The 15,675-nt window shown below is 61.3% G+C and carries 9 protein-coding genes; 2 read left to right on the forward strand and 7 right to left on the reverse strand.

Annotated features, from left to right (window positions below):
- Positions 1-3: 3 nt before the first annotated feature.
- From ACVIHF_RS26835 to ACVIHF_RS26860, 6 genes are all read right to left on the reverse strand, one after another.
- The gene (locus tag ACVIHF_RS26835; protein ID WP_456792822.1) at positions 4-1,680 is read right to left on the reverse strand and encodes a hypothetical protein; all 1,677 of its coding nucleotides are present in this window, start codon (positions 1,678-1,680) and stop codon (positions 4-6) included.
- A 56-nt stretch (positions 1,681-1,736) separates the two neighbouring features.
- A complete protein-coding gene (locus ACVIHF_RS26840; protein ID WP_456792823.1) occupies positions 1,737-3,131 on the reverse strand; it encodes a TM0106 family RecB-like putative nuclease in 1,395 nt (464 codons plus the stop codon).
- 112 nt (positions 3,132-3,243) lie between these two features.
- Positions 3,244-5,484: a DEAD/DEAH box helicase gene (locus tag ACVIHF_RS26845; protein WP_456792824.1), complete on the reverse strand. Its 2,241-nt coding sequence runs from the start codon at positions 5,482-5,484 to the stop codon at positions 3,244-3,246.
- Positions 5,453-6,784, reverse strand: coding sequence for an ATP-binding protein (locus ACVIHF_RS26850; protein WP_456792825.1), 1,332 nt, complete (start codon positions 6,782-6,784; stop codon positions 5,453-5,455). The genes ACVIHF_RS26845 and ACVIHF_RS26850 overlap by 32 nt, the downstream gene beginning before the upstream one ends.
- The gene (locus ACVIHF_RS26855) at positions 6,781-9,195 is read right to left on the reverse strand and encodes a tellurite resistance TerB family protein (protein WP_456792826.1); all 2,415 of its coding nucleotides are present in this window, start codon (positions 9,193-9,195) and stop codon (positions 6,781-6,783) included. The genes ACVIHF_RS26850 and ACVIHF_RS26855 overlap by 4 nt, the downstream gene beginning before the upstream one ends.
- A gap of 537 nt (positions 9,196-9,732) precedes the next feature.
- Positions 9,733-10,680, reverse strand: coding sequence for a restriction endonuclease (locus ACVIHF_RS26860; RefSeq protein WP_456792827.1), 948 nt, complete (start codon positions 10,678-10,680; stop codon positions 9,733-9,735).
- Positions 10,681-10,783: 103 nt separating this feature from the next.
- Between ACVIHF_RS26860 and ACVIHF_RS26865 the strand changes: the two genes are divergently transcribed.
- The gene (locus tag ACVIHF_RS26865) at positions 10,784-12,133 is read left to right on the forward strand and encodes an IS701 family transposase (protein WP_456792828.1); all 1,350 of its coding nucleotides are present in this window, start codon (positions 10,784-10,786) and stop codon (positions 12,131-12,133) included.
- Positions 12,134-12,255: 122 nt separating this feature from the next.
- Positions 12,256-12,837 carry a hypothetical protein gene (locus ACVIHF_RS26870; RefSeq protein ID WP_456792829.1) on the forward strand — a complete coding sequence of 194 codons (582 nt, stop codon included), beginning with the start codon at positions 12,256-12,258 and terminating at the stop codon, positions 12,835-12,837.
- Positions 12,838-12,985: 148 nt separating this feature from the next.
- On the opposite strand, the gene ACVIHF_RS26875 is transcribed toward ACVIHF_RS26870, so the two are convergent.
- Positions 12,986-15,673: an AAA family ATPase gene (locus tag ACVIHF_RS26875; RefSeq protein ID WP_456792830.1), complete on the reverse strand. Its 2,688-nt coding sequence runs from the start codon at positions 15,671-15,673 to the stop codon at positions 12,986-12,988.
- Positions 15,674-15,675 lie beyond the last annotated feature (2 nt).

The following is a 15,675-nucleotide window of genomic DNA, read 5'->3' on the forward strand; positions in this document are numbered from 1 at the left end:
TCCTTACTTGTCCGGCAAGATCGTGTTGCTCAGTTGACTGACGGCCTGCTGGAACGCGTCCGAGCCGTCCGCCGCCAGCGAACGTACGACCGCCTTGGTGTCATCGACCAATGGCTCGTTGTGACCCGGCCGAATGCCGGCGAGGCCGAGTGCGAGGTAAGGCGCAATTTTGCTTGCAGCGCCGTGTTCCTCGAGCATCTGCTTCGCCTGCGCGGCGAAGCCGCCTGGATCGACGTTGTTGACGATGTCGGGAATGAGCGCACGCGCAGCCATTGGCTTCGACTCGTCCCGGAGGATACCCATCAATACGCTTGCGGTATCCTTGTCGGCCGGCAGGTGCCGGACGGCTTGAACCAGGCTCGCTTCGTCAGGCGGATTTCGGGCAATGTTCAGGAGTAGCGATTTGTCGAGGGCCTTCCCGTCCACGCCCAACATGGCGATGGCCTGATAGGTAGGGATGGACTTCTCCGCCTCCGGCTTGTCCGATTGCAGCTCCGTGCGCAGGTAGTCTTGGGCAACCGCGTCCCCTCTGAGGGAAAGACTGGACAGCGCCTGACGCCGCACCTCCGCATCGGGGGAGTGTATCAACCCACGTAACGCGTTGATCAGGTCGGCCGCTTGGGTTGGCAGTACCTTGGAAAAGTTACTGACGATGCCAAGGGTGTTGAGGGCGCTGAGTTGCTCGGCGACCGGCGTACCGGGATCGGCGAGACGCTTGATGAGATCAGCGATCTGCCCTTCGCTCCCCGCCACGTCCAGAATTTTCCGGGCGTCTGGATCGAGGGGATCGCTTGCGTTATGGGCCTCTTGGACCTCGTCGAGAAGGTGACGGATTACTTTGTGCGAATTCGCCGTAATCCCGATGGTCCGTCCCTCGCGCGCGAGCGCCAAGATCATGCGGGCACCGGCGAATGTCTTACCGGCGCGGGCCGCGCCCTGCACGGGAAAGACGCTTTCGTCGAGATCGACGGCGATGCGCGTTGCGGCCGCGACCACGGGTTCGCCGTCGACCTGCAGTTGCCCCTTGTTGAGGCGCGGAACGAGCGCCATCAGAAGGTCCCGCGCTGCCCTATGGTCGCCGTCGCCTTGCAGTCCGTGGTCCGCGACGTACTCGCCGATCCGCATCAGCGAGTCCGCGAGCACCTGAGTGTCGACATAGCTATGGGCAAAGACCGCCTCGGGATGCAGCTTGGCTGTATCGCCGCGCTTCTTGATGTCGATAGTACGGTCGTCCAGGGAGATAGCCACGACGTGCCCGAACTTTTCGCCGCCGATGCTTCTGAGCTCGTCGCCGGCCCGTATGTCGGTGTCCTGGAGCGCGAACCGATACCGATGCACCGGTGTCTTCGCGGTCCCGCCGCACGGTTCAACGTATTCGAGGTCCGCCAGACCGTCACACTCGTGAAGGAGGTCTTCCGCCGACAGATCGCGGAGTCGGAAGTACTCCCACCAGACCGATTTCTTCTCGCGCCCGTGCCAGTCCAACATGTGCGCCAGCAGCCATTGTCCCTGCTGCTCGGCGCTCCGCTCCGCGACGTCGTCGGGCACGCCCTCCGTGAGGCGGACGACGAGCGCTGCGATCTTCTTCTGCCGATCGTCGAGCTCGGCGCCGATCTCCGCCTCCGACGGGGCCGGACGCTCGATCTGTGCACCGCGGGCGATGAGTTCCGCTCGCACCATCTCCAACCAGTCCCGAAGCGACTTGGTGGATGCGCAGTCGTCCTTGTTGTAGCCCTTTATGGCGGCGCCCTATCCTCTTCCGGAACTCCGGCGGCATCGGCCATCTCAAGGGGCGCCTGGGTCCGCGCCATGGTCGCGCCGACTTCGTCCAGCGGGACGGACCTCGTGAAATCATAGAGCGGCTCGAGCTTCTTGATGGAATAGCTCTCGACACTGGCGCGGACGGCGTGACGCACGACCGAGAACAGATCGACGAAGATCTCCGCGCGCAGCAGGTCGTCGACCTCGTTCTCGCGCGTCGCGTAACGTCCCATCAGGCGTTTCAGTGCGGCCGGTTCGTAGGGCGCGAAGTGATAAATGTGAAGATCCGGATGCTTCTTCAGGCGCTCGATCACGAAATCGACGAAGCGCTCGAACGCCTCCCTCTCCTCCTGCCGATTGGAGGCCCAATCGCCCACGTACCTGTCCGCGCAGTCTTCGTCGGCGAAGGCGTAGCCGAACAGGAACTCCAGACCTCCATCGTCCACGAACGGGTCGCTTTCGAAGTCGAAGAAGATGTCGCCCGGCGAAGGCGCCGGGAGGCGCGACAATCCGACCCCCGCGACCGGAGGAAGGGTCTCGTACAGCGTCTTCCCCGCGTCCCTCCCCGCGACCTGGATACGCGCCTGCTCGCGTACTTTCTCGAAGCTCTCGGCAGCACCTCGATCCGGCCTCCACTCCATCGGTATTGGCATCGCGGCCAGCGCGGCGGTGGTGCCGACGCCGTGCCTCTCGAGCTCTCCGATCTGGGACTTGCTGATGCCGGCGACGAGCGACATGTGATCGTCCGCCCTTCTCTTCTCGTTACAGTGGCGCCGCCACCGACAGATATCGCAATGCTCGATCGGCTCCGGATAGGCGTTTGCGGTCTCGGGGTCGGAGACGGCTCGCTCGAGACTTCCTCTCACGTGACGATAATAGGCGCCGTAGTCGGAGATTCGGAATCGCTCCGGCGCGAAGTCCGTCCCGGGGGTGACAACGAACGCCGCCTCCGGCGCGAGCCTCTGCATTTCGCCGAGGAGATCGGAATAGAGCGAGATCTGCAGAACGGTGTTGCCCTTCGTCTCGCGGGCGAGCTTCGTGTCGGTCACTTCGTATGACCAGGCGCCCAGACTGCTTGGCCGTTCGACGCGAAACAGGACGTCGGCACGTCCGCTCCAGTTACCTCCTTGAAGGGCCGCCTGCACGATGACGGGATCGCCTCGGACCATCGCTTCGGTGGTTGCTGCGACGACGCCCGCGTCGATGCCCACGCCGTCGATCGTGGTCGCCTTCAGCCCGCTTTTCTCGAGATGCTCGATGTAACCCCGTTCGTGAAGCGCGCCGCGCTCGGCGAGCGTCTCCAGCACCGGGTCCCGGACCCGGGGCTTGGCCAGCCGTCCGTGCGCGACCGCGAGGTCGAGCTCGGTCAAGTACCGGCAGTTCAGGTGACCGACGAGATCGCCGGCGCTCAGGTTGAGCTTGTCGCCCGTCTTATGCATCTCGTCATTCCTCCGCCGTCGAACCTTCGAAGGCAGCACGCAGCTACAGACTTTCGGCCATGACGGAGATTCCGGTGACCTTGTCGCCGTTCTGTCTGGCCCAAAGCGATCGTGCCAGATTTTCCGGGACCTGTTCTCTGAATTTTCCGACCTTGATGTTCGCCACGAACTCCGAGACGTCGTGGGGATCGATGTTTCGCATTTCGGCAAGCTTGGAAAGGATCGGTCGGAGTTCGCTCTCCTTGATCTTGGAGACCGTGACGCCGAGTTCATGCACACCCGATTGAAGCCCGGCCATCGCGAGCGCCGCGCTGAAGACGGCGGTCGCCTGGGATCCCCGCCAGAGAAAGATGTGCGTGTCGCGCTCTTCCTCGACCAGCGATCGGCTTTCCAGATCGAGCTCGCGGAACATGTCGCGACCTTCCGCCAGGAGATCCCGGGCTCTGGCGTCGAGATAGGGTGGGACGTCGTCGGCGAGATAGACCTTGCGCATCTCCGCGATCAGCCGGTCGTGAGCCGGTTCGCCGGCCGCGGGCTCGAAACGCGGCACGACGCCGCCCGGATGCGGAGCGACCACCAGCGTCATCGTCTGTTCGTCAAGGTTTTGCACGATCCAGCGCTGGCCCGCGAAGACGACGAGTCCTTCCTTGTGGACGGGATGCATGATCGGCAGCGTTCCGAGCGTGCGTCCGCCCGTCATCAACCGCCACTCTTCGTTCGATTCGAACACTGCGAAGAAGCTCCTGGACTGGCCGACCTTCTCGCCTTCCTGCCCAAGCATCAGCGTTCCGTCGCCCGCCTGCTCGATGAAGCGGACGGCCTGGCTGCCGAGATGCCGAAGCAGCAAAGCGAAATCGGCCGCGGAGATCGAGGCGAAGGGCCCCGGGCCGCACAACAGGTCGTAGAGCGGCTTCGGCCCGATGCCGCCGCGTTCCATGATCACGCTCAGCATTTGGTGGATGAGCGTCGAGGCGATCTCGGGCGCAGCGCGCGCCTCCTCCACGAATCCTTCGAGTAGCAACCTGACGACAGCGACGGACCTGATCGTGTTGAGACGCAGGCGATCGAGGAAGCCCGACTTGTTGTCGATGTTCGGCTCGCGCAGGTAGATGCGCAGGATCGACGGCGTTCCACGTCGTCTGCCAGTGCGCCCGAGCCTCTGCTTCAACGACGCCAGCGAGCGCGGCGCGCCGATCTGGCCGACCGATTTGACCGAGCCGATGTCCACTCCGAGCTCGAGCGTCGAGGTGCAGACCGCCGTCGTCGGCAGTCTCCCCTCCTTCAGGCGATCTTCGAGCTCTTCGCGGAGCACCTTCGAAAGACTCCCGTGATGCGGGTAGAACTCGTTGGGTACCTCGGCCTTCTCCGATCGTCTCCGCAGGCGGTCGGCGGTCGACTCCACCGTCCGCCGCGATCCGCCGAACACGAGGTTGTTCTCGCCCCGCAGCGTCTCGAACAGATGATCGGAGATTGAGTCGAGCGCGATCCGCCGCGGCACGTTCTGCTCCGGACCAGATCCACCGCCTTCCGCGTGATCCGGATCGTCGAGATCCGGTGGCTCGACGTAGCCCCTGACCTGAAGGCGCAGTTCCGGAGCGTCCGACTTCGCCACGAGCTCCTCGACGTTCGTCGGATCTCTCGGCCGCAGCCACGCGCGGGCCTGGCCGAGGTTGCCGATCGTCGCGGAAAGGCCGACGCGCCGGGCCGGACGCGCTGCCATCGCGTCAATCCGCCGTAGCAGGCTGGCCACGTGCAATCCCCGCGGCCCCTGCAGGAACGAATGAAGCTCGTCGATGACAATGAACTCTGCGGCCGACAATAGCCGCCTGGCGTCGGCCGGACGGCGGACGAACATCGCCTCAATCGATTCCGGTGTGATGAGAGCGATCCCGTCAGGCTTGTTCATTGCCTTCTTCTTCTCGGCCTGCGGCGCGTCCCCGTGCCATTTGACCACCGGGATTTCCATGCTCTCGCACAATCCCTCGAGCCGCCGAAACTGGTCGTTGATCAGCGCCTTGAGCGGGCTGATGTACAGGACCGAGAAGCCCGAAGCGCTGCGCTCGGCGATCGACGTCAGGATCGGGAGGAACGCCGCTTCGGTCTTGCCGGCCGCGGTCGTCGCGGAGATCAGGATGTCGCGGTCGTCCTCGAGAACCGCGAGGATCGTGCGCGCCTGGATCTCGCGCAGCTCGTCCCAGCCCTGGTCGCGGATCCAGCGGCGGATCTTGGGATGCAGCAGATGGTAGGCGGCTTCAAGTCCCGAGCCGGAAGCTGGTGAGTTCATCGTCGTCTCCGGGCTGCGCGCCGCCCTCGGGCACCGCCTCCTGCTGGCCTTGCAGATCCGCGGGTACGTCGACCTGCCCCAGAAGATCCTGCCACTTCGTGCCCGGGTTCTGCTCAAGCACGGAAAGCATCTGCACGAAGGCCTTCACGGTCGTCCGCGGCGTACGGAAATACGCCTCTCCGATGCGGCGATCGCAGTGAGCCATGAAGGCGGTCAACACCTCGTCAGGGACCAGATATTTGGACGGATCTCCGGCAGCGAACACCGTTCGGATGTTGGTCAGCAGGACCAAGAGATCTTCCGGCGTCAGACTTTGGAGGTTTATGACCGGGCCCGAAAGGTCAACGAGACCCTTGGTGGCGAACTGGTTCTCTGCCAGCCGCGACTGTAGCGCTTCGTAGCTGAACAAACCGCGCCTGGTGTCCAGCAGGAACTGCGGCGTGCCGCACATGAGGAAGCCTATGTTGGCAGTGTTACCCTGCAGCGCGTCGTTCAAGATGCGGAGGATCTGTTCGAAGTTGGACTTGCGCGCCTGGGCGTTCTGGAGCTTGTAGATGTTCACCATCTCGTCGAACATCACCAAAAGGCCGGCGTAGCCCGCGACCTTCGTCAAGCACGCAAGGGACTTCAGCGAATCGTACACGCTGTCGTCGTCGATGATGGTCCTGACGCCGAGGGATTTGTTCGCCTCGGTCTTGGTCGAGAATTCTCCGCGCAGCCAACGCAGGGCCGCGAGCTTGAGCTCCTCGTTCGAAGCTTCGCTCCCGCGCCAGTAGGCCTTCAACACCGTCGCGAAATCGTAGCCTCCGACGAACTCCTGGATCGGAGCCAGCTTCTCGTCGATCACCTTCTCCACCGGGACCTTCCGTTCTCCGGCCTCCTTGACTGCGTCGGTGACGAGCCGCTCCACAACCGCCGCCAGCGCCCCGCCCTCCGGCTTCGTGCGTGTCGCCATGTTGCGGACAGCTTCGGAATAGAGCGCCCTCGCTTGACCGCCGCTGGCGTGAATGCGGCGATCGGGCCCCAGGTCCGCGTGCATGGTCACGCACTTCCGCTCCAGTGCGATCAGCCTGATGAGGTTCGCGAAGAACGTCTTGCCGGCGCCGTAGTCGCCGATCACGAATCTGACGGCGGCCCCGCCGTCCGCGATGCGGTCGACGTCGCGAACCAACGCTCCGATCTCCGCGGCTCTGCCGACCTGGATATGCGGAAGTCCGACGCGCGGGACCACGCCGGCGCTCAGCGCCTGGATGATAGTGTCCCGTTCCTTCGGCTTTATCGTCTTCGGCGCTTTGCTCATGCCGTCGTCTCTCTCAGTTCAGCCAGTCGCTCCCGCAGATGCGGGACCATGACGATTTCGTCCCCGTCTTCGAGCAGCGGTTCCTCGAAGCGATCGAACGACCAGTCGTTGATGCGTTCGATTGCGCCGTCCGTCAGAAGCTTCATCGCGCGCGCCCGCTGATCGAACTCGGCCCGCGCAATGGATCCCTTCCGCTCGAGAAGCTCGACGAGTTCAGTATGCGGTCCGTCCAGCCCTTCGAAGGAGGCCTCGTTTGCAGCGGACACTACCGGTGTCTCGACCGGAGCCGGCGTCGTGTCTTCCTCGAAGATGTTCGCCAGCAGCTCCGCGACCGCGTCGGTCTCCCGCTGCGTCCGCGCCAGGCGCGCGGCATCGATCTGGATGCCGGCTACGGGTGCCTCCGCGACGACCTCCGGTGGCGCGACGACGGGACTTGGTGCGTCGACGGAAATCGGCGCGACGACCGGTCGCTCTTTGGGGATCGGCACTCCTGCTTCGCGTCTCTCTACGGACAAGGATACCGGTTCGTCGACTCGCGGCACAGTTTTGTGCAGCTCTGAGTAGACCCGCTCCTTCGGAAGGCCCAGTGCCTTGTGGAGCTTCTCGAGGAACCTGACCTCGTCGGGCCGCACGTTCTGGTCGCCGCCGACGACTGCGACAGCCGCGTCGGCGATGGCTTCCCGTTCGGCATCGCTGCGCTCCGCCAGGCGCTTCATGACTCTCGATAGCTTGGGCGGATTGTTGAAGATCGTGACGGCGAATGAGATCAGACGTGCGCGCTCGACCGCGCTGAGATCCTTCCCGTCCCTGATCCCAGCGATAACCCGCGACATCTCCTCGTTCGAGGAATCGCCATCCGCCGCTGCCGCGAGCACGGCGACCTCGACCTGGGCCTTCATCGCCCGATAGGCCTGACGCTCCGGGTCGACCGGCCCGCCGCCGGGTGCCTTGAACAGGAATATCTGATCCTCTGGCTGCGGGACCGCGCCGCCGAAGCGCCGATCCGGCTCGATCGCGATATCGAGCCGATCGAGCACCTGCCCAAGCTGGTCCGCGAGCCCGGACGATACCTTGCCATTCTCCGGAAGGTCGAAGTCCGCCGCCCGCAGCACGGTGCCCATCTTCGTGCTCGCCCGGCTCTGGCCGCCCATGACCTCCGACAGGCGTCCCTCGAACGCACGCAACGCGTCGAACCCGATTTCCGACAACAGGTCCTGCGGCAACAGAAGCGAGGCCTGCACCGAGTTGCGCGCCTCGGGCTGGCGACCCAGAAGTCGGCTGAACCCATCGAGTTCGTCGGTACATTCCTGCACGAGGTGCCTCAGCGGTTCGGGAGATGTCGTCGCCTTCGCGACGTCAGGATAGGCCTGATGGGGGCCGTCCACGGCCACCCTGAAGGCTCCGCTGGCGGCTTCGTACCTGAGATCGATATTGCCGGATGTGGATACGTCCAATCCTTCCGGGAACGCGCTCCGGAAGCGCAGATGCCAAAGGGCCACGAATTCGTCGAAGCAGCGGACGGCAGCGGTACGCAGATACACGTCCGGCAAGGCGAGAACCCAGAGCAGTGCGTCCTCGGACAGGATCGTCGACGACTGCGCAAGACGCCGCCCAAGATGAATGCGCACCGGAATGTCTATTTCAGGAGAGTGCGACCGCTCCGCCGACGGCTGCGGAACAGCAAGCGGCATGCCGGCCGCGCACCTTGCCATGTCAACGAACCGCCTCCCGTAACCCTGGAAGGACTCGCTGTTGACGCGCCTCGCGAGGAGCCTCTCGACTTCGGAAATGCAATCCGGCGCACTCGCGACATCCCGATCGACGAAGAGCCTGTGCTCCAGCCCGTAGAAGAACACGAAGACGTGCCCAATACCGTAGGAATCGTCTCGCCGACCGGTCGACATCCAGTCAAGGAACGCACGACGGGCCGCTGGCGTCACGTCCGCGTAGGACGGCCAGTACGGCATCGAATCCCCGGCAACGTCCGGCCGCGACGTTTGCGCGGAAAGCTTGGGATTGATGACATAACCATCGATCTCCTGGCCTTCCGAGAAGAGAGCCTCACCGAGATAGAAGCGACCGGCCGCGACGGTGACGCCCTGGACCGTGACCGACTCCCCCGGCGGCACCCACCTCGCCGGCGCCGCAGCCCGCCCCCTGCGATAGGCCGGCGCGATCCGCTCCGGGGCCGCTGTCCGTGGCCCGACCAGCGGCGGCGGAGCGGGCTGCACGCGCGACCGGCTCGGCGCGATCTCGTCTCGCTTTTTGGCTTTTGAGGAAAGGTAGCCGAGCAGCAGCACGAGACCGGAGACCGTGCAGACGGCCACGACCGCGGTCAGATTTTCAACGACGAACCGATAAGCCGCGCTGAGGACCGCGTAAATCGCGCCCAGCACGAGCAGCAAGCCCATTCCTGCCGTAGACCCGCCCTTCCGCCGCCCCATATCTCCGTCTATCCCCGCCGCTTCTTTCGTCCAGAAATAGCGTGTGACAGTAGGGAAGTACAATCGTCGAAGGTCGTGTCCGCGCGGCCTTCCGTAATGGCCTTCCTCCCGGGAGCCTGCACTCGGAGCTACCATCTCGCGCAATCGTACAAAAGCGTAGATCAGCGCGCAAAATCGCGCGTTTGCTAGCAGGGGAGCGCTACGGACGGTCCCCCACGCCGTTGAGCCAGTGTTTTCAGAGACTTACCGCGTAGCCCGAGGGTTGGGATCAGCCAAAAGGGCCTGAAGGCGGTTTCCGCTGCCTCTTCAGCTTACGGGCGATGTTATCGGAAACTGCCTGCCACTCGTCCTTGCCCGCCTTTCGCGCTCGGCGACGGATGCCCCTCAGAGCGCCCCGGCTTGGCAAATCAACCCCGGTTTGCTGCCGAAAGCTCTTCGTTATCGCAACCAACAGCACGAACGCGACAATCAGCAACAGCCAGTGTACGATTTGCCCCCTCCGTCCTAAAACGTTGGTGCGCTCGCATGCCACCCCACGAGCACATCCATATCCACCAACGCGACTTTCTCGGAAAGCCCGGCCGATTCTATCGCCTCGTCGGTAAACCCGGAAGTGGAGACGACGTATCCGCGAAAAGCGCCGTGCTCTTCAATCACGCCCTTGAATTGCTGGATGGTCAGGCGCCCCACCCTATTCTCCGGTGCATTGCGCTTACACTGCACAACGATCAAGCCCTCCGGGTGGATGGCAAAGCCGTCGACACCGTAATCATTCGATTTCCGTGTCGCCCAGGACTCGAAGCCTGCGGCGTCGAAAAAGCTCATCGCGTGCCGCTCGAATTGAAACGGGTCCATGTTTAGCAGGTAGGCCCGAAGCGCTAATTCCTCGGGCGGCACCGCAAAGCGTGTGGGATCCATCGGCTGCTCTTTCATTGCAGCCCTCATGTCTGCACTAGCCCGGCGCAGGCGTTCGTCCTGCGCTATGGCATCGATTATCTCAGCAATGTGTGGGCGCGCCTCGGGGTTGGTCACGATCGTTTCGATGATTGAAGTGATGCCCGCTGTGCCAAGGAACACGAGCAACAGAACAGGCACACCAAACGCGCCGCCGAACGCTGCAATACCGGCTGCATGCCCTCCAACCAACGGGACCGCAGCTAACGTCGCGGGCAGCGCAATCTTCATCGACAGCGGAAGGTCTGAGCTGCGATAGTTCGAAACCGCTTCCGAAACGCTTTTTGCAATCGCGGTAATTGCTGTCCGCGACTTGACAAGCGAATTCAGCTTTTTGAATTTGTCTGTTGGACTCAAATCGCTCGCGATGACAGCACGCGAATCGCTTAGCCATCGAATGGCGATCGCGCGGTCCTCTGATCGCGTTGAATGTCTTATGGCCGACGCGAAGCGGGCTATCAGCCACTTCCTAATGCCTCCTGTGATCCCATCAAGCATGGTTGCTTCCAAGTACGCCTGCTTTAAAGACAATGCGTCTTAGCACTACTTGGCAGATTGTTGATTTTGCCGCGTTTTATAGGATTCCCGAATCAATTTTTCAATGATTCATGGGTGGTCGGCTCTTGGAGGGCTGACCATGCCGAGATGGGAAGACGAACTCGAACGCTGGCTAATGCCGTTCTTGGACCGGCTGGGTCATAAGACCCGGCAGCGGATGTGTCCTCTGTATGTTGCGGGATTGATCGGTCCGGGCGATCGCAAGAGCGTTCAGCCGATGGCGGAACGCCTTGCCACGAGCAACTACGACCAGTTGCACCATTTCATTGCGGACGGTGTCTGGGATGCGACGCCGCTGGAGACGGAGCTGCTCAACCAGGCGGACCGACTTGTCGGCGGCAGGGATGCGATGCTGGTTATCGATGACACCTCACTTCCCAAGAAGGGTGAGCGATCGGTCGGTGTTGCGGCTCAATACGCGTCGGCTCTCGGTAAAACCGCAAATTGCCAAACGCTGGTGTCTTTAACGCTTGCACGCGGCGAAGTGCCAGTGATGGTCGCGTTACGTCTCTTTCTGCCTGACAGCTCGACAAGCGACATGTCTCGTTTGAAGCGCGCTCGCGTGCCAGTCGAACACCGAACGCCACGGTCCAAGCCGGAGATCGCTTTGGCCGAGATTGACCGCGCGATGGCAGCCAACATGCGCTTTGGATGTGTGCTGGCGGATGCAGGATACGGCCTCAGCGCACCGTTTCGACAAGGGCTAACAGAGCGCGGGCTGACCTGGGCTGTCGGTATCCCTCGGCACCAGAAAGTGTATCCGGTCGATGTGAAGCTCATTTGGCCGATCACCAAAGTCCGTGGCAAACCACGAAAGCACCACGTGCCCGATATCTTATCGATTGCGGCCGAACAAATGCTGGCCAGCGCCAAATGGAAAACCCTGAGTTGGCGTAGCGGGACGAAAGGTCGGCTCAAAGCTCGATTTGCTGCTCTCCGTGTCCGCACCGCCGACGGCCCTCCGCAGCGAATATGGGATAAAGGTCAGCAGCATCTCCCAGGCGACGAAGCCTGGCTCATTGGTGAGCAACGTGCCTCCGGGGAGAAGAAATACTATCTCGCCAATCTTCCGGCGGCGACGGATCTGCGCACGCTGGCCGCCACCATCAAGGCACGGTGGATTTGTGAGCAGGCGCATCAACAGCTGAAGGAGGAGCTTGGACTTGATCACTTCGAAGGGCGGTCATGGCAAGGTCTTCATCGCCACGCCTTGATGACAATGATTGCCTACGCCTTCCTGCAACATCGTCGCCTCGCATACGCGGGGCGGAAAAAAAAGAATCAACGGGCCTCCGCCTCAGCCAACCATGCCAGCCGTACGTCACGCCATCGTCGATCTCATCCTTCGGCCGCCGCCTCAGCAGTGCCCATATTGCCGAAAGGAAATCCCTGAAAAACAGCGGCGAAAACACAATCTGCCAAAGTAGTGTTAGCAATCTAGACTTTAGGCGCACGACCTATTGCGCGCATTCTCAGGTTGATATCCTATCAATCAAGAGTCTAGGGGTATTTCTGATGCGAGTTGTTTTCACAATCTTTGCTTTGATGAATTTCGTCGTTACGCCGGTCTGGGCGCAGGATAGCGCTCCCAGCAGGCTAGACAGTATTACCAAGTCGGCCCGAGACATGATTCCCTCAATGCCAACCGTCTCTCTGCCGTCAATGCCGGACCTATCGCTTCCTGACTTGTCCGATCCATCAGGCAAGCTAATGGCGGAGTTCAATTCGTTCACTCAGCAAGTCGGGGACGCTCTGCCTCTCTTAGAACAAATGGGCTATGAGGTCACCACCTTCAAAGTCACTTGGGGTCTCCCACCGAAGGCGCGACTACGACTGAAGTCTAGCGGCAATGCCGACACGCAAAAAGTAACCGCCATCGCTGCGAAGGCCCCGAGCAGCGGCGTCCTAGTTTCCGCTCTGATCTCCAGCGCAGTAACCGCTAAGCGGATTCAGACCACAATGAAATTGGGCACGGCCTTTCTCGACGTCGAATTTGCCGTTCCCCCTCGCGTGAACATGAAATTCGTGAACTCCAAGGACAATCCAAAAGACGATTTTCGCGATCTGGATGACCTAGAGTTTGCTTGTAAGAACTGAGGCTAGAAATCAAGCCCGACCCGTTTATCAAGCCATTTTTGCGAACTCGACTGGAGCTGATGAACGGAAATGAGCTCCTAGAATGGCTCGTCAAACTCGCTGCAAAAAATAGCCACAACACCGATCATTTCGTGGGATCAGCACCTCGCTAATCAAGCACAGCGGCGGCCACAGGCCCCTTCTCAAATACTTTGCCTTCCTCTTCAAGCGCCTTCCGTCGTTTGTCCGCCGCGCTAATGAAAGCGGAAAGAGTATCGAGGTCCGCCTTGATCGTATCCCGCTTCGGTAGATCGGCCGGCACCTCGATGGACTGATCATGCCCAGAGAATTTCGAGCAGCGGGTCATTCCCGCGTAAATGGCTTCGTAGTCGGCCTTCTCGATCCGCGCCGCCCTTAACTTCATGGTTGAAACGCCCGGCCTGAATCGGCCAACGACGCCCGCAAAAAGAATTTCCTCGATCGAATGCTCCCAGGTTTCACGCATCTTCGTATAGATGTCGATGACGAACGACCGCTGGGTTTCATCCGTTTCTGAGTAGGTCGTCTTTTTCTTCTGCAAAAGCTCGGTGATCACCGCCAAGCGTTTCGTAACACCCATCGAAATCCAGGGGCGTTGATTGTCATCAATGATGCCGAAGCGCCCATCGCCGTGCTTGGCAATCCATTCTTTCCTAAGAGGCACCTTCAATTCTTGCGCGAGCTCCTCCACGGCATAGTGAAAGAATAGATTGTGCGTGAAAATGATGACCTGCCGCCCCGCAGTTGCCTCTTTCACCAAGCGCTTCGCCACTGCCTCGATACGTGCATGGTCAAGCGACGAAACCGGATCGTCGACCACGATGCCGTGCTTTGCCCCAACCTCCTTCAATTCTGCCAGGAATCCAGCCAGGGCAAGCGCTCTTCTTTCGCCCTCGCTCAGGATGTCGCTGTTCTTTCCGATCTTCTGCTGCGCTTCGAGGCCGATTTGAACCTTGCTCTTACCGACCTCGCCACGGTCAGCAAGCTTGAGCGGCAAATGCTGAAGATCGAGAGCAACGATTTCATCCTGCAGGCTCGATTGAAGGGAATCCGTCAGAACCTTCCTTCTCAACTTGGTAATGTAAGTCGTGATGGCGCCAATCGCGCAAGCTGCAACGCAAGCCTTGGTCTTAACCAGAACCTCCAGCGAGTTGCGCCGCGCCACAAACGTCTCGATATCGGTCGATAGCTTCTTCCTCGCCTCAAGGTCATCATGCTTTTGCTGACGCTCGGCGCGTTTGGCGGCATCGCCGGCAGCCGGCTTCAGATCGTCAATTTCCTTGGCGAGCATCGCGCTTTCCGCGACCAGCTCATCGACAACCGAACGATCAAGATCAGCGAGCCCCTCCAGTCCCGAATAGTCGATAGCCTTGATGGCCTTTGCAAGCAGGTCATGACGCTCCTGGGCAGCGGTATAGAACTGCTCCAATCGATCTGCCTGCCCTTGGCGGCGAGCCGACCCTTCGACGAAATTGATCAGCCGGTTCTTGATCTCCGTTCCGTCAATGAACTTGACCTCGAGCACCGCGCGGGCGATGTCCGCGAAGCTCTTCTTTGCCTGCTCAGCGTCGGCGCTGGCCTTGCCCTCTACGTACTCGTCAAAGGCTGCCAGCCGAAGACGTGCATCATCGTTCAGTGGTTGATGGCAAAGCACACAGGTGTCGGCCGTAACCAGTTGAGGTTTAGCAAGGGCAGGATAGGCTTCAGCAGCAAAGTCACGAGCGTATCTCAACAGCTGACGCCACGCTTCATTGCCCAGCTGAGGCACCGCGGAACCCTCCGAAAGCGCCGTGGCAGCTGCCTTCGCAGCGTCCCGCGTTGTCGCGGCCTTCGCTTGCGCTTCCTTCAACTTCGTTACGCCGGCATTGCCGATGGTATCGAATATCGCGTTTGCCTCCGCGACGAGTGTTTCGACCGTGGCCTTGGTCGCCTGCTTCACCTTGGACAGCCGCGCGGGATCCTGGCTCAGCTCCAGCTTAATTGCTTGCAGCTCGGCGTCGTCCTTCTCGGTCAATGCCGCCAGTGACCGCATCGCGGCTTCAGCTGGCAGATGCTCGTCTGCTTTGAGATTGGCGAGCATCGTCGATACTCTGGTCTTCTTCTCATAGCCAAGCGGCAGGGGCGTCTTGTGCGCCTTGATCAGCTGCGCTTCCTCGGTCTTGAACCGGCCATCGAGGATGCGCAGGGTGTCGGCCAGGTTGGTCAGCAACGCAAGCTCGAAGGGCAGAAACTCGATGTTTCGCTCGGCATCGACATATAAGCCGGCGACGTCGCTGTCGAAGACCGAAATGCGCCCCAGCTCTGGCGGCGGGTCGGTTTTGTCATTCCAGACAACACTCTTTGTCTTGTCGCCATCGACACGAAATGACAGCGTGATCTCGCGCGGTTCGGACGATTCCGGCTCGAACACGTTACCCCGCAAGGTAACGTCATGGAGGCAATGGCAGATTTTTTTGGCAATGCGGCAATACCCGCTCTTGCCCGATCCATTCGGCCCGTAAATCAGCGTCACCCCATCGATAGCGAATTTGAGCGGGGGCTGCTTCGCTGCGAGACGATCGATGTTGCGCAACGGGCCGATCGATCCCAGCACCGTAACTGGGGCGAATTTGTTGCCGGCCTTGAGGTGGGTTTTGGTCAGAGCAGGCCAGGTCGTTAATTTTCCGCCGGGAAGGCCTGCGTCGGCCCTTATGGCCGCCTCCAATTGCCCAAGCTCGCTCTCATCAAGTTTCGTTTTTGAGGCGAGAAGCCGCACAGCCTCCTGTTGCCACTTGGGGCGTGCGGCGCACCATTCGAATAAGGTCTTGTCGTCAGCCATAC

The organism is Bradyrhizobium sp. USDA 4506, from assembly GCF_054058795.1.